The 14,781-nt window shown below is 60.8% G+C and carries 17 protein-coding genes; 5 read left to right on the top strand and 12 right to left on the bottom strand.

The window, feature by feature from the left end:
• Nucleotides 1-29: 29 nt before the first annotated feature.
• From K3725_RS08145 to K3725_RS08105, 9 genes are all read right to left on the bottom strand, one after another.
• The gene (locus tag K3725_RS08145) at nt 30-1,250 is read right to left on the bottom strand and encodes a cysteine desulfurase (protein WP_260018282.1); all 1,221 of its coding nucleotides are present in this window, start codon (nt 1,248-1,250) and stop codon (nt 30-32) included.
• Nucleotides 1,243-1,827 carry a YIP1 family protein gene (locus K3725_RS08140; protein ID WP_260018281.1) on the bottom strand — a complete coding sequence of 195 codons (585 nt, stop codon included), beginning with the start codon at nt 1,825-1,827 and terminating at the stop codon, nt 1,243-1,245. The genes K3725_RS08145 and K3725_RS08140 overlap by 8 nt, the downstream gene beginning before the upstream one ends.
• The gene (locus K3725_RS08135; RefSeq protein ID WP_260018280.1) at nt 1,824-2,309 is read right to left on the bottom strand and encodes a YIP1 family protein; all 486 of its coding nucleotides are present in this window, start codon (nt 2,307-2,309) and stop codon (nt 1,824-1,826) included. The genes K3725_RS08140 and K3725_RS08135 overlap by 4 nt, the downstream gene beginning before the upstream one ends.
• Entirely contained in the window at nt 2,309-3,589 is a 1,281-nt protein-coding gene (locus tag K3725_RS08130) for a SufD family Fe-S cluster assembly protein (RefSeq protein WP_260018279.1), read from the bottom strand. Before K3725_RS08130 ends, K3725_RS08135 begins: the two co-directional genes overlap by 1 nt.
• On the bottom strand, nt 3,590-4,345 hold the full coding sequence (gene sufC, locus K3725_RS08125; protein WP_260018278.1) for a Fe-S cluster assembly ATPase SufC: 756 nt from the start codon (nt 4,343-4,345) through the stop codon (nt 3,590-3,592).
• Nucleotides 4,346-4,421: 76 nt separating this feature from the next.
• Nucleotides 4,422-4,736 (bottom strand): heavy metal-binding domain-containing protein, encoded by a 315-nt coding sequence (locus tag K3725_RS08120; RefSeq protein WP_008560327.1) that lies wholly within the window; start codon nt 4,734-4,736, stop codon nt 4,422-4,424.
• A 267-nt stretch (nt 4,737-5,003) separates the two neighbouring features.
• Nucleotides 5,004-6,527, bottom strand: coding sequence for a Fe-S cluster assembly protein SufB (sufB, locus tag K3725_RS08115; protein ID WP_260018277.1), 1,524 nt, complete (start codon nt 6,525-6,527; stop codon nt 5,004-5,006).
• 14 nt (nt 6,528-6,541) lie between these two features.
• Complete coding sequence (locus tag K3725_RS08110; protein ID WP_260018276.1) at nt 6,542-7,585, bottom strand: cysteine desulfurase family protein; 1,044 nt, start codon at nt 7,583-7,585, stop codon at nt 6,542-6,544.
• A 129-nt stretch (nt 7,586-7,714) separates the two neighbouring features.
• Nucleotides 7,715-8,173 carry an Rrf2 family transcriptional regulator gene (locus K3725_RS08105; protein WP_260018275.1) on the bottom strand — a complete coding sequence of 153 codons (459 nt, stop codon included), beginning with the start codon at nt 8,171-8,173 and terminating at the stop codon, nt 7,715-7,717.
• Nucleotides 8,174-8,359: 186 nt separating this feature from the next.
• On the opposite strand from K3725_RS08105, the gene K3725_RS08100 reads away from it, so the two are divergent.
• The 3 genes from K3725_RS08100 to K3725_RS08090 are packed head-to-tail and all read left to right on the top strand — an operon-like array spanning nt 8,360 to nt 10,421.
• Complete coding sequence (locus K3725_RS08100; protein WP_019296279.1) at nt 8,360-9,013, top strand: alpha/beta hydrolase; 654 nt, start codon at nt 8,360-8,362, stop codon at nt 9,011-9,013.
• Nucleotides 9,013-9,255: a hypothetical protein gene (locus K3725_RS08095; RefSeq protein ID WP_260018274.1), complete on the top strand. Its 243-nt coding sequence runs from the start codon at nt 9,013-9,015 to the stop codon at nt 9,253-9,255. Before K3725_RS08100 ends, K3725_RS08095 begins: the two co-directional genes overlap by 1 nt.
• Nucleotides 9,252-10,421 (top strand): HD domain-containing protein, encoded by a 1,170-nt coding sequence (locus K3725_RS08090; RefSeq protein WP_260018273.1) that lies wholly within the window; start codon nt 9,252-9,254, stop codon nt 10,419-10,421. Before K3725_RS08095 ends, K3725_RS08090 begins: the two co-directional genes overlap by 4 nt.
• Nucleotides 10,422-10,453: 32 nt before the next feature.
• Here the strand turns inward: K3725_RS08090 and K3725_RS08085 are convergent, their stop codons facing one another.
• Nucleotides 10,454-11,236, bottom strand: a complete 783-nt coding sequence (locus K3725_RS08085; RefSeq protein WP_260018272.1) for a class II glutamine amidotransferase — start codon at nt 11,234-11,236, stop codon at nt 10,454-10,456.
• A 251-nt stretch (nt 11,237-11,487) separates the two neighbouring features.
• Here K3725_RS08085 and K3725_RS08080 point away from each other — a divergent pair, with 251 nt between their 5' ends.
• Together K3725_RS08080 and typA are read left to right on the top strand one after the other, a co-directional pair.
• Entirely contained in the window at nt 11,488-11,823 is a 336-nt protein-coding gene (locus tag K3725_RS08080) for a multidrug efflux SMR transporter (RefSeq protein WP_065267269.1), read from the top strand.
• A 93-nt stretch (nt 11,824-11,916) separates the two neighbouring features.
• Nucleotides 11,917-13,737: a translational GTPase TypA gene (gene typA / locus K3725_RS08075; protein WP_260018271.1), complete on the top strand. Its 1,821-nt coding sequence runs from the start codon at nt 11,917-11,919 to the stop codon at nt 13,735-13,737.
• A 55-nt stretch (nt 13,738-13,792) separates the two neighbouring features.
• Here typA and K3725_RS08070 read toward each other — a convergent pair whose 3' ends face one another.
• Together K3725_RS08070 and K3725_RS08065 are read right to left on the bottom strand one after the other, a co-directional pair.
• Nucleotides 13,793-14,176 carry a hypothetical protein gene (locus K3725_RS08070; RefSeq protein WP_260018270.1) on the bottom strand — a complete coding sequence of 128 codons (384 nt, stop codon included), beginning with the start codon at nt 14,174-14,176 and terminating at the stop codon, nt 13,793-13,795.
• A 243-nt stretch (nt 14,177-14,419) separates the two neighbouring features.
• Nucleotides 14,420-14,707 carry a DUF1330 domain-containing protein gene (locus K3725_RS08065; RefSeq protein ID WP_260018269.1) on the bottom strand — a complete coding sequence of 96 codons (288 nt, stop codon included), beginning with the start codon at nt 14,705-14,707 and terminating at the stop codon, nt 14,420-14,422.
• Between the last annotated feature and the right edge of the window lie 74 nt (nt 14,708-14,781).

Below are 14,781 nucleotides of genomic sequence, written 5' to 3'. Positions count from 1 at the left end.
GGGCGCCGTTTTTTTGTCAGGTGAAGAGCTTAAGCAAACAGCTCATGCGCCAGTTCCAGCGCGTCGACCAGCGTGTCGACCTCTTCCTTGGTGTTGTAGAGTCCAAAGGACGCGCGGCAGGTGGCGGATACCCCAAGATGGTCCATCAGCGGCCCGGCACAGTGATGGCCGGCGCGCACCGCGACACCCTTCTTGTCGAGGATGGTAGAGATGTCATGCGCATGCGCCGCACCCTCCATGGTGAAGCTGAAAATCGCTGCTTTACCAGGCGCTTGGCCCTGCACATTGATCCAGTTCAAGCCAGTCAGCCGTTGCATCGCGTAGTCACGCAGGCCGCCCTCATGCTTGGCAATGTTGTCCATGCCAAGCTCCATCATATACTCCAGCGCCACACCCAGTCCGATGGTCTGGACGATACCCGGCGTGCCGGCCTCGAATTTCATCGGCGGATCGTTGTAAATGATCTGGTCCTTTGAGACTTCCTTGATCATGTCGCCGCCGCCGATGAAGGGGCGCATCTCCGCCATGCGCTCGGGCTTGATATAGATCGCGCCTGAGCCGGAGGGGCCATAAAGCTTGTGGCCGGTGATTGCGTAGAAATCGCAGCCGATGTCCTGAACGTCGACCGGCATATGCACCGCACCCTGCGAACCATCTACCAGCACTGGCACACCTTTGGCATGGGCGCCCTGAGTGATCGCCTTTACATCCACAACGGTGCCCAGCACGTTAGAGCACTGGGTGACGGCCACCAGCTTGGTCTTGGGGCCAATCGCATCAATGACCTCCTGCGGGTCGAGGCTGCCATCCGCAGCGGTATCCACCCATTTCAGCACCACGCCCTGACGTTCGCGCAGGAAGTGCCAGGGCACGATATTGGCGTGGTGTTCCATCACCGACAGGACGATCTCGTCGCCGGCCTCGAACCGCGGCATTGCCCAGCCGTAGGCAACCAGATTGATGCCCTCTGTGGTGCCGGAATTCAGCACGATGGTGTTTTCATCGCCTGCATTCAGGAACCGCGCAATGATACCGCGCACGGCCTCGTACTTCTCGGTTGCGAGGTTAGAAAGAAAGTGCAGGCCGCGGTGGACGTTGGAATATTCCTCAGCATAGGCTTTGGTGATGGCATCAATCACTACCTGCGGTTTCTGCGCCGATGCGCCGTTGTCGAGATAAGTCAGCGGCTTGCCGTTCACCTCCCGCGAAAGGATCGGAAAGTCGGCGCGGATTTTGTCCAGGTCATACATTGTTGGGAAGTCCCAGATTTGCTGGGCCGATCAGACCCACAATAAAGAGAAGGGCAAAGACCAGGATCATACTGGCCATCAAAACCACCCCCAGCGAGCGCCACACGGAGCCAAACCGGTGCGCCGCGTTAACAAAATGCAGGAGGATGAAGAACACAAGGATATTGGCCGCAATATTCAGCAGTGCAGCCAGCGAAGGCATCACAAGGAACGCAACCACAATGGCACCGTTCAGTCCCGCCTGCAGAAGTTGCAGCCAGGTCACAAGGGCCAGTAATTCATGTAAGTTGCCCTGCCCGCCCAGCCAGCGGCCGGTTGAGGAGAGCATCGCAATGAAACAGAGCTGAAGCGCCAGCACCATTGCGAAATAAACGCCCGGTGTGAAGCGCGGCAGCAGGACCTCAGGCGGCAGCGGGAACAGGATTTTCTGCACTGTGTAAACGCAGGTATTCACCACAACAGATAGCAGGAAGGCGGTCCAAAGTGCCTCCCGCGGCCAATCCCGCGCCAGGATCTGCTGCGCAGCATCGCGCGGTGACTTCAGCGTCAGCAGGGCAAAGGCGGCCAGCTCATTCATGGTTTGGCCCAGTATCCCTGGATCATGCCGGACACCCAGAACCAGAGGAACACGGCGCACCACAGGATGCCCACCAGTGTCAGGGCCGGACCCTGGCCGATGAAGCCCGCCACCAGGCCATTCAACAGCATCAGCGGGCTGGCCGCCAGAAACGCCCAGAACAGCGCCAGCCGGGCGCGATAGGCGTCGCCGTGACCGCCCATTGCTAGGGCAATCCAATGGGCCACCAGCGCCAGAACATACAGCAGCAGCGGCGCGATAAAGACCAGCGCCAGCAGCGAACCGCCCAGCAGCATATTCAGCTCCTGGCCGGTCAGATGTGCCTCGCGCGCCAGTTTCGGCATCTGCGCGACAAAGGTCAGCACGCAGCCTGCAAGCAGAAACACCAGCAGACGGTCCTCGCGGGCGCCCATGCTCAGAAGCCGCGCAAACACCTTGCGCGGCCCCTTGTAGGTTGCCGGGATATCCGTTGTGACGGACATCAGCGGCGCCGGGCCAGCCAGCCTTCGAGGCGGGAGACGATGTCGGCGGCGATTTCCGCGTCCTCGATCTCATCCACCGCTTCGGCCAGGAAGGCCAGAGTCATCAGGTCGGTCGCCTCGGCGTGCGGAACACCGCGGGAGCGCAGGTAGAACAGGCCCTCCTCGTCGATGGCACCAGAGGTGGACCCGTGCGAGCAGGCAACGTCGTCGGCATAGATTTCCAGCTCGGGCTTGGCCAGGAACTGGCTGTCGCCGTCCAGCAGCAGCGACTGGGAAATCTGATACCCGTCAGTCTTTTGCGCGCCTTCCTTCACCAGGATCTTGCCCTGGAACACGCCGGTGGCGCCGTTGCGCAGCACCTTCTTGAACACCTGACGGCTTTCGCAGTTCACCGCGTCATGGGTGATGAACACGGTGTCGTCGTGGTGGAAATCGCCATCGCCGACGCAGGCGCCTGCGATATGGGCCACGGCGTCGTCGCCGGTCAGCTCAATCACCGCCTCGTTGCGTGTCAGCACGCCGTTCACGGTCAGGGTGAAGGACTTGAACACCGACTCGGTGCCGAGACGCGCAAACAGATGGGTCGCCGCACGGCGTTCGTGGTCGCGGCCTTGGGCCCGCACCAGATGCATCGTGCCGCCATCGGCAATGTCGATCTCCATGCATTTGTTAAAGCGCGAGGCAGCCGGGCCGTTCTCCAGAACAGTTACCTCTGCACCGCTTTCCACGCGGATCACATGGTGCAGGATCGCGTCGGAGTTTTCGTCCGAGTGCACATAGGTGAAGTTCAGCGGTTTGGAGACCTTACCGGTCACCCGGATCGCCACGCCATCGGTGGCAAAGGCGGTGTTCAACGCCGCCAGCGGACGTTCCACCGGGGTCTGGCCGCGCGCCTCAAGAACGCCGTACAAGTCTTTGGCCCAATGGATGTCTTTGCAGCAGATATCCTCGATCCGGTCGATGGTCAGGCCTTCAAGCTCCAGATCATCGGAGGCTTCCGCGTCGAACACGCCATCCACAAAGACGATATTCAGACGCTCAAACGCGTTGAACATCGGTGCTTGGTCAGCGTGAAACACAGCCGCCTTGGGCGCATCCGCCTGCACCAGCGTGTCCGGCTTGGTGTATTTCCAGTATTCGTCGCGGCGCGACGGCAGACCCATGGTCTGGACCCGCGACAGCGCGGCCTGGCGGGCCGCCTTGAGGCAGCCGCTCTCTGGCAGGGTCAGCGCCGACAGCCGCGCCTCAGTTGCACTTTGCTTGACTTCAGGCAGGGCCATTTACGCCTCCTCTGCCAGGATGCCGGCGTAACCGTTGTTCTCAACTTCCAGCGCCAGCTCCGGGCCGCCGGTCTTGACGATGCGGCCGTTTGCCAGGATGTGCACCACGTCGGGTTTGATGTGGTCCAGCAGGCGCTGGTAGTGGGTGATCACCAGGAAGCCGCGGCCTTCGTCGCGCAGGGCGTTGACGCCTTCGGCCACCAGCTTCATTGCGTCCACGTCAAGGCCGGAGTCGGTCTCGTCCAGAATGCAGAGCTTCGGCTCCAGCATCGCCATCTGCAGGATCTCGTTGCGCTTCTTCTCACCGCCGGAGAAGCCGACGTTGACCGGGCGCTTCAGCATTTCGGCGTCGATCTTCAGGGTCTTCGCCTTGGCACGCACTTCCTTCAGGAAGTCGGAGGCCGACAGCTCTTCCTCGCCGCGCGCCTTGCGCTGTGCGTTCACCGCGGTGCGCAGGAAAGTCATGTTGCCGACACCGGGGATTTCCACCGGGTACTGGAACGCCAGGAACATGCCCGCCGCGGCGCGCTCTTCCGGCTCCAGCTCCAGAATGTCTTCGCCATTCAGGGTGGCGGAGCCTTCGGTCACTTCATAGCCATCGCGGCCCGACAGCACATAAGACAGGGTGGATTTGCCCGAGCCGTTCGGCCCCATGATGGCATGCACCTTGCCGGCCTCGACCTTGAGATCCAGACCTTTCAGGATCTGCTTGTCTTCATCTTCAAGCTTGACTTGCAGGTTCTTGATTTCGAGCATTTTCTTCCTCGTCTCACATGTCTGGCGGGCCTATGGCCCGCGATATTCCCATGGCCCCTGCGGGGCCGATTCATTCCTAACCCAGCACCACCGCGGTGCCGCTGGCCGAGACCATCAGCATGGACTGCCCGACCACTTCGTAATCCAGGTCAACGCCCACCACGGCGTTTGCGCCCTTGGCCCGGGCGCGGTCTTCCAGCTCCGCCAGCGCCGTTTCGCGCGCATCCTGCAGCTTGCTTTCATAGGCGCCGGAGCGGCCGCCGACGATGTCGGTGATAGAGGCAAAGACATCTCGCACCACATTGGCGCCCATGATCGCCTCACCCACCACGATGCCCTTGTATTCGGCAATCTGGTAGCCTTCGACATTTGGTGTGGTTGTTACGATCATTTCTTCCAATACTCCAAAACTTTCGATCCCTGTTGCGAGGTGAAAAGCCACAAGAGAACGAATGGTCCACCGAACACCGCCAAACTTAAGAGACCGGCAGCAACACCGTTAACAGCAAAGGCTGCTACTACAAGGATTGCAAAAATTGCGAATAGAGGGCCTGCAATTCGGCGCAAAAACCAAATGAACGCGACAGCGCGAAACCTTCCTTCGCGTTGTACTCAAAGGTTTTAACCTCTGCATCTGTCCTCTTATCCACGCTCACGCTTACCCCACAGACCCTTCCAGCGAGATCGCAACCAGCTGCTGCGCTTCCATGGCGAACTCCATCGGCAGCGCCTGCAGCACGTCTTTGCAGAAGCCGTTCACCACCAGGGCCACCGCCTCTTCCTCGTCCATGCCGCGCTGGCGGCAGTAGAACAGCTGGTCGTCATCCACCTTGGAGGTGGTCGCCTCGTGCTCCACGCGCGACGAGTTGTTCTTGACCTCGATATAGGGAACCGTGTGCGCCCCGCATTTGTCACCGATCAGCAAGCTGTCGCATTGGGTGTAGTTGCGCGAATTCTTGGCCTTCGGGTGCATCGACACCAGCCCGCGGTAGGTGTTCTGCGCCTTGCCGGCGCTGATGCCCTTGGACACGATGCGCGACTTGGTGTTCTTGCCCAGATGCACCATCTTGGTGCCGGTGTCAGCCTGCTGCATGTTGTTGGCGATAGCGATCGAGTAGAACTCGCCCTGGCTTTCCTCGCCGCGCAGGATGCAGGAGGGGTATTTCCAGGTCACGGCAGAGCCGGTTTCCACCTGGGTCCACATCACCTTGGCGCGGTCGCCGCGGCAGTCGGCGCGTTTGGTCACGAAGTTGTAGATGCCGCCCTTGCCGTTCTCATCACCCGGATACCAGTTCTGGACGGTCGAGTATTTCACCTCGGCGTCTTCCTCGATGATGATTTCCACCACCGCGGCGTGCAGCTGCGCTGTGTCGCGCTGCGGCGCGGTGCAGCCTTCCAAGTAGCTGACATAGCTGCCTTTATCGGCGATGATCAGGGTGCGTTCGAACTGGCCGGTGTTTTCCGCGTTGATGCGGAAATAAGTCGACAGCTCCATCGGGCAGCGCACGCCCGGCGGCACATAGACAAAGGAGCCGTCCGAAAACACGGCCGAGTTCAGCGTCGCATAGAAGTTGTCGGAGACCGGAACAACGGTGCCGAGGTATTTCTTCACCAGTTCGGGGTGCTCGCGGATCGCCTCGGAGATCGAGCAGAAGATGACACCTGCTTCTTTAAGCTCCTTCTGGAAAGTGGTGCCGACGGAAACGGAGTCGAACACCGCATCCACGGCAACCTTGCGGCCTTCTTCCGGAGTCTCGCCTGAGCCTTCGACGCCAGCCAAAATCATCTGCTCTTTCAGCGGGATACCCAGCTTTTCGTAGGTCGCCAGCAGCTTGGGGTCGACCTCATCCAGCGACTTGGGCTTGGTTTCCATCGATTTCGGGCGGGCATAGTAATACTGGTCCTGGAAGTCGATTTCCGGATAGCTGACCATTGCCCAGTTCGGCTCGTCCATCTGCTCCCAGCGCTCAAAGGCCTGCAGACGCCATTCGGTCATCCATTCAGGCTCTTCGTTCTTTTCCGAGATCAGCTTGACGATATCGGGGTTTACGCCCTTGGGCGCGTATTCCATCTCGATATCGGTTTCCCAGCCGTATTTATAAGCACCGCCGACCTCGCGCACCGCATCAACGGTTTCCTGGTCAACACCTTCCTTGACTTGGGTCTGGTCCAAAGCGGCCATTGTCATCTCCTCACTCACGCCGCGCGGGCGCGATGTTTCTTTTCTTTTTGCAGCCACGCCTCGGCAAAGCGCAGCACATCTTCTTCCGTTGTCTCGGGCCCCAGCGACACCCGTACGGCGCCTTGGGCTGTGGCCTCGTCATATCCCATCGCGGTCAGCACCGAGCTGGCGCGCACCTTGCCGCTGGAGCAGGCACTGCCGGCACTGATCGCAAAACCTGCAAGGTCCATCTGCATGACCTGGGTTTCGCCCTTCCAGCCCGGCGTTGCAAAACACAGGGTGTTCGGCAGCCGCCTCTGATCCTTCCCGACAAAAATAGTATGGCTTGCGCCAGACACAAGCGCCTTTTCTAGAATATTTCTAAGTTCTGCAACCCTGTCCCAGACACCATTTGCCAGATCTTTTGCGGCTGCTTCAGCTGCGGCTCCGAAGCCCGCGATTCCAATGACATTTTCGGTTCCGGACCGGCGCCCCATTTCCTGACCGCCGCCCCTGATCTGGGCCGGCAGATCGGTGCCGCGTTTCATCACAACAGCGCCAATGCCCTTTGGGCCACCAAGCTTATGCGCTGAAATCAGTGCCATTTGGGCCCCCAGCCAATTGAAAGCTACTGGAAGTTTGCCAAAGGCCTGGGTCGCATCAGTGACCGACAGCCCTTCCGGCAAGCTCTGCACAATGCCGGTCTCAGAATTGGCAAGCTGAAGTGTGGATTGCGCGGGGTCGCTAATTTGAACACTCCCCTCGCCCGAGACCTGCAAGTCCTCGACAGTCCAAGCCCGCACCGCATCATGCTCCACCGGCGCGCCATGCAGGCCGCGTCCGGCCAGTGCCAGCGCCGCGCCTTCGGTTGACCCGGAGGTGAACACGATATCCGCCCCGTCCGCGCCAAAGGCCGCAGCCAGCTGCGCCCGCGCCTTTTCCACCAGCGCCTTAGCGGCCCGGCCCTCGGCATGCACCGACGACGGGTTGCCGCAGACCTCCATCGCCGCAATCATCGCCGCCTTCGCCTCAGGGCGCAGCAGTGCAGTGGCATTATGGTCGAGGTAAACACGTTTCATAGAGTCATCTTTTCGCGGGCAGCTGCCGCGTCATAAGCCGCTGTGCAGCAATTGGCAAAGCTTCCGCGCAGTTTTTGTGCGGATTGCGCCCCGACTTGATAGGCTGATGTGTGCTGCTTGTCCCCCACCTCAGTCATCCACCACCGCAAACAGGCTGGGCACAGCCGGGCAAGGAGCCAGATCGTTCTTAATCACATCCGACAGACGGGTCTGGTGCAGGAACACATATACATGCGCGCTCAGGCCCTCCCACAGGCGGTTGGTCAGCGATTGCGCACGGCTGCCGGACAGGGCGCCGGAGGCGCCTGCCCCCTTGTGCATGGCATCCACCGTTTCATCCACGGCCGACAGAACATCCACGATCCGCACTTCTGACGGGGGTTTGGCGAGGCGGTAACCGCCGCCCGGGCCGCGCACCGACTCGACCAGCCCGGCGCGGCGCAGCTTCACAAACAACTGCTCAAGATACGGCAGCGAGATATCCTGGCGCTTGGAGATATCGCCAAGCGGCACCAGATCGCCCTGCGGCTGCAGTGCGATATCCGCCAGCGCAACCATCGCATAGCGCCCTTTGGTGGAAAGCTTCATAATTTATCCCTCGAAACCAGGGCGCGAGTGCGAAAACATTGACCTTCCCTCCGACTGTGCGTATCTCAGCCTGACGGTGTATGGCGAGGCCAGCGCCCGTGATTAGAACTGTTCTAAGATGCCTGACCGAACCCGTCAAGTATTCTGCCGGCAGACCCGACAACGAGAGTAGGATTTTAACCGCCCATGCCCGAGGTCATCTTTCCTGGACCCGAAGGCCGCCTCGAAGGCCGCTATCACCCGCAAAAAGAAAAAGACGCCCCGATCGCCATCGTGCTGCACCCGCATCCGCAGTTTGGCGGCACCATGAACAACAAGGTGGTCTATAACCTCCACTATGCGTTCTACAACATGGGCTTCACGGTTCTGCGGTTCAATTTCCGCGGCGTCGGCCGCAGCCAGGGCGAATACGACCAGGGCGTGGGCGAGCTTTCAGATGCGGCCTCGGCGCTGGATTACCTGCAGTCGATGAACTCCAACTCCAAGCATTGCTGGGTTGCGGGCTTCTCTTTCGGTGCCTGGATCGGCATGCAGCTCTTGATGCGCCGACCGGAAATCACCGGTTTCATTTCTGTTGCGCCGCCAGCCAACATGTATGACTTCTCCTTCCTGGCACCCTGCCCGTCCTCGGGCCTGATCATCAACGGCACCGCCGACCGTGTGGCACCGCCCGCGGACACTGCCAGCCTGGTCGGAAAGCTGCATGAGCAGAAGGGCATCACCATCACCCATACTGAGGTGGAAGGCGCGGATCACTTCTTCCAGGAACCGCATATGGACACGATGATCGGCACGGTTTCCGATTACGTGAAGCGCCGCCTGACAGAGAACACCCGCTGATGGGCACAATCGAAACGCTGGCCCAGAAACTGGCGGTCGATACCCTCAAGGTACAGGACGCCAGTGGCGAAGAGCGGTTTTATGTGGAGGTGGGCCAAGTTCTTGGCGCCGCCTCCCAATCGCTTGAAGAGGCATTTCTGACCGAAATCCGCGTGCGCCTTGCTGAACGCAAGGCGCGCGACTTCCTCAACAAGAAAGTCGCCGACCTGCAAGCCCAGCTTGGCGCGAAAGGTGACGCGTGAGCGCCCGCCTGGAGGCACAGTTTGCCTTTCTGCTGGAAGCCGACAAGCTGCGCCGGGTTGAGCGTCAGAACCTGATCATCGATTGCAGCCGTTGCGAGAACTCCGCTGAACACAGCTGGCACCTGGCGCTTTATGCGCTGGTTCTTGCTCCCTTTGCTGCGCCGGAAGTGGACGTGCTCCGCGCCATCCGGATGCTGCTGCTGCACGATCTGGTCGAGATCGACGCAGGCGACCACCCGATTACCGATGACGTCGACTGGCAGGCGGTGGCAAAGGCAGAGCAGGCGGCGGCGCAGCGGCTGTTTGGGCTGCTGCCAGCCGATCAGGGCGCTGAATTCTTGTCCCTTTGGCACGAATTCGAAGCCGCAGAAACGCCCGACGCTCAATTTGCCAAACGGGTGGATCACTGCCAGCCGATCTTTCAGACGCTCTATGGCGTTGCTCCGCTGGACTGGCATGTTGACGTGGTCCGGCAGAACCTGTTCGGCGGCCGGGCGGCAGCACTGGAACAGCACCTGCCTGAAGCCTTCCACCACGCGCTTTCGCTGCTGGGGGAGGACACTGGCTATGACTGCAGTCGGCTGACCGCCCGCCTGCCCTTCCTCAATGAGGCCGACAAGCTGAAGCTGGTCACCCGCGCGTCCAAGCTCGGCGACGGGTCGCGGCATGAGAACTCGGCAGAGCACAGCTGGCACATCATGCTGTATGCTTGGGTGCTTGCGGAACACAGCACTGCGCCGGTTGATGTGGATCGTGTCCTGCAAATGCTGCTGCTGCACGACCTGGTGGAAATCGACGCTGGCGATGCGCCGATTCACGGGGTGATTGATCCCGCAGCGCTTGCTGCCCTGGCCGCCGAGGAACTGGCTGCTGCCGACCGCCTTTTCGGCATGCTTCCCGCCGTGCAAGGCCAGCCCATGCGGGCGGTCTGGGAGGAGTTCGAGGCCGCGGAAAGCCCGGATGCGGTCTTTGCAAAGTCCGTCGACCGGGTTCAGCCGGTACTCCTGAACCTGCTGAACGGCGGTGGCAGCTGGGTCGACTATGACGTCAGCCTGCCGCAGCTGGAGGCTCGAGTCGGCGTCAAAGTCAGCCGCGGCGCGCCGGAAGTCTGGACCCATGTCCGCGCGCAGATCGCACCATGGTTCCGCGAAGCAGGCCGCCTGTAGACAGTAAGGCAGCCCCGCTACGGGGCTGCGCTTTATTGCAGAAAGGGCTGAAACGGCTGTGTTTCCGCACCCCTGGACGTCAGCGTCAGGAATTCCCCGGGTTTCAGCTCATTCCAAGCCTCCCCGGTGTCTTCCAGCGGCTCCGACACCACGGCCCAGCCTTGCATGCTCTGGCTCCACCGGTAGTAGACGGAAGGCGCAATGCTGTCCGAGGAATAACGGGCAGCGTATAGTGCGGTACCATCCGACATCGCAACCGAGAGCCGCATGTGCGGCGTGGTGCCCCGCGCCCGCGACAAGCCTTCCATCCGCGCCACCGCACGTTCCAGCGCCCCTTTCGGATCCGCGTCCAGCCCCTCACGCAAGGCCAGCAGAAACAGCACTTCGCTGTCGGTTGCGCCCTTGCGGTGCTCATACAGTTCATCCGGGATGCACATATCGGCATGGCGGCGGAATGTCTCGAACCCGCCGACCTGCCCGTTGTGCATGAAGCTCCACTTTCCGGCCGTAAACGGATGGCAGTTGTTGCGGCTGGTGGCAGAGCCGGTGGAGGCCCGCACATGGGCCAGGAACAACCTGGATTGCACCTGGTGCACCAACGCACTAAGGTTACAGTCAGACCAGGCCGGATAAACATCGCGGTACAGTCCCGGCTCAGCCCGCTGGCCGTACCAGGCAATCCCGAACCCGTCGCCATTGGTGGCAGTCTTGCACTCCACCGCTTTCTGGCTTTGCGCAATCAGCGAATGCGCAGGTATTGATATGATGTCTTCCAGGAAAACGTCGGCACCCGTGTAAGCAGCCCAGCGGCACATATGGAAATCCCCATTTCGATTCCAGGAATCAGACCACTATTTCGGTCCAACCCTTATTATTGGGACGATCTCCTAATAATTGACCAATTAATAGTAAAGTGTGCCTGCGCACAGTGACGTGTTCATTCAGCGGCGCTTGCGGAAACCGGCCTGCCGCTGCCGCATCGGGACTTCCCCGGCCCAACCAGATCGGATAGGCGGGTGGTTAGACCTGCGGGTTTGCCCGCGGCCAGCGTTAGAGGGAGGCAGAGATGCCGGTTCACTACGTCTACCTGATCATCGCGGTGGCAGCAGAGACCATCGGCACCACTGCGCTGCAGGCCAGCCAGCAGTTCAGCAAACTTGGCCCGTCTCTGATCGTGCTCGTCGCCTATGCCTTTTCTTTCTACATGATGGGGCTGACGCTCAAATTTATGCCCGTGGGCATTGTTTACGCCATCTGGTCCGGGCTTGGCATTCTGCTGATTGCAGTCATTGCGTTCATCGTCTTCGGGCAAAAACTGGACCTGCCTGCCGTCATCGGCATGGTGCTGATCATGTCCGGAATCGTCATAATCCACCTGTTTTCCAAGTCCTCGGGTCACTGATCGCCATTTGAAGCGGCCCGCGGCGGTTTTCCTCTGGCCTTTGTGCGGGGTTCGGGCTATGCGCGGCCCAACTTCCTTACAAAGGCGAACGTCATGGATATGCGCAACATTGCGATCATTGCTCACGTTGACCACGGCAAGACCACCCTGGTTGACGAGCTGCTGAAACAGTCCGGCGCCTTCCGCGAAAACCAGGCTGTGGCGGAACGCGCCATGGACAGCAATGATCTGGAGCGCGAGCGCGGCATCACCATTTTTGCCAAACCGACCTCGGTGGAATGGCACGGCACCCGTATCAACATCGTCGACACCCCCGGCCACGCCGATTTCGGCGGCGAAGTTGAACGGATCCTGTCGATGGTCGATGGCGTGGTGCTGCTGGTGGACGCCGCCGAAGGCCCGATGCCGCAGACCAAATTCGTGACCTCCAAGGCGCTGGCCCTGGGTCTGCGTCCGATCGTGGTTCTGAACAAGGTCGACAAGCCGGACGCCGAGCCTGACCGCGCGCTGGACGAATGCTTTGACCTCTTTGCCTCGCTGGACGCCACCGAGGACCAGCTGGACTTCCCGCATATGTATGCCTCCGGCCGGAACGGCTGGGCCGACAATGAGCTGGACGGCCCCCGCAAAGACCTGAGCGCGCTGTTCAACCTGATCGTGAACCACGTGCCTGAGCCCAAGCAGGTGAAGAAGCAGAACGACGATTTCCGCATGCTGGCAACTACCCTGGGCAGCGACCCGTTTGTCGGCCGCATCCTGACCGGCCGGGTTGAATCCGGCAAGCTCAAGGTTGGCGCCACGGTGCAGGCGATCTCCCGCATCGGCCAGAAGATCGAGCAGTTCCGCGTCACCAAGATCCAGGCCTTCCGCGGCCTGGCCCAGCAGGACATCGAAGAAGCACAGGCAGGCGACATTGTCTCCATCGCCGGCATGTCCAAGGCCACTGTGGCCGACACCATCTGCGCTCTGGCCGTGGATGAGCCGCTGGACGCGCAGCCAATCGACCCGCCGACCATCACCGTGACCTTCGGCATCAACGACAGCCCGCTGGCGGGCCGCGACGGCAAGAAGGTTCAGTCCCGCGTCATCCGCGACCGCCTGATGAAAGAGGCCGAATCCAACGTCGCCATCAAGATCCAGGACACTCCCGGCGGCGAGGCGTTCGAGGTCTCCGGCCGCGGCGAACTGCAGATGGGCGTTCTGATCGAGAACATGCGCCGCGAAGGCTTTGAACTGTCGATCTCGCGCCCGCAGGTGATCATGAAGGAAGTCGACGGCACCCGCATGGAGCCGATCGAAGAAGCCACCATCGACGTCGATGACGAATACTCCGGCGCGGTGATCGAGAAGCTGACTGGCACCCGCAAAGGTGAGCTGGTCGAGATGAAGCCCGCAGGCGCAGGCAAGACCCGCATCATCGCTCACGTCCCCTCGCGCGGCCTCATCGGCTATCACGGCGAGTTCCTGACCGACACCCGCGGCACCGGCGTGCTGAACCGCGTGTTCCACGGCTGGGCGCCGCATAAGGGCGCAATCCCGGGCCGCCGCGCCGGTGTGCTGATCTCGATGGAGAACGGCCAGTCGGTGGCCTATGCGCTGTGGAACCTGGAGGAGCGCGGCAAGATGATGATCGGCGCCCAGGCCGACGTCTACACCGGCATGATCATCGGTGAGCATTCGCGCGACAACGACCTGGAGGTGAACCCGCTCAAGGGCAAGAAGCTGACCAACGTGCGGGCCTCCGGCACCGATGACGCGGTCCGGCTGACCACCCCTATGTCGCTGTCGCTGGAGGAGGCCATCGCCTACATCAACGATGACGAGCTGGTTGAGGTGACTCCGAACACCGTGCGCCTGCGCAAGCGCTACCTGGACCCGCATGAGCGCAAGCGGATGTCCAAGGCCAGCCAGTAAGAACAACAAAGGCCGCTCAGCAGAGCGGCCTTTTCCTTGACAGGCCAGCCGCCCCTCAGACCCGGATATCCATAATCGGCTTTGACGGGTCATGGCCGGCCGCAGCCAATTGCGTCCTCAGTTCTGCGCGGAATTCATCATCTGACGATGTATTGCTCAAAACATCCTCCAGCACTTTCAAAGCGTCTTCATTGATACCGCTCGTGCCGCCGCCTTTGGGCTGCTGATTAAGCGCGGACTGCAATTCGGCATTACGCCCCCGGCCTGCATCCGGCACAGCCAAAACCACCATGGACGCCGCCGCGCTGCTTGGTATTTGGGAGGCAGGTTGCGCGGAAAACAGTCTCTCGTCCGAGCGTTGGGCCTGCTGAGCTTGCAGCGCCTGCTGCGGGCCAGGTTGCGGACCCGGCTGTGCACCGGAGATAATGTGAACAATCATGGCACGGCTTCCATCTTGCGTTGACCATGATCCAGCAGATCACAAGCTCATCCGCATAACTTTCTTGGGAAAACTCCCGTGAATTCGCCGTTCTGGTCTCTCGCTATCAACACGGCAGCACACACACCGCAATGGTGTTCAGACGCTCATGCAACCCTTCCCCTCTAACACGAAAACCCCATTTGGCAGAACGCCAAATGGGGTCAATTTTTGTCAAACAGAATATCTCTGCCTGCCCGGCGCTTACTCGCTGGTTTCCACCACCATCAATTCGCGCTCAGACGCGCCGCGCGCGTGGTTTAGCGCCTCCTGGTATTCCGGGCTGTGATAACAATCCACCGCAGCTTCGACACTGGGGAATTTCGCCACCACATTGCGCGGGCGCTCCTTGCCTTCCAGCTGCACGAACCGGCCGCCGCGGGCGATGAATTCGCCGCCATGCTTGGCAACGGCAGGACCAGCCAATTCGGCATATTTGCCATAGGCGTCAGCGTCGGTAACGGTCACATGTGCAATCCAAAGTGCGGGCATCGGAGCCTCCCTAGTGATGATCTTTCCGGCAGCTTAGGCAGATTGCCGGAAAGACCAAGTGTTTTTTGACCAAA

The sequence above is a fragment of the Leisingera sp. S132 genome (genome assembly GCF_025144465.1).
In the GTDB taxonomy this organism is placed as follows: Bacteria; Pseudomonadota; Alphaproteobacteria; order Rhodobacterales; family Rhodobacteraceae; genus Leisingera.
Note: the sequence above shows the minus strand (reverse complement) of the source record. Positions and strands in the feature narration are given on the sequence as shown.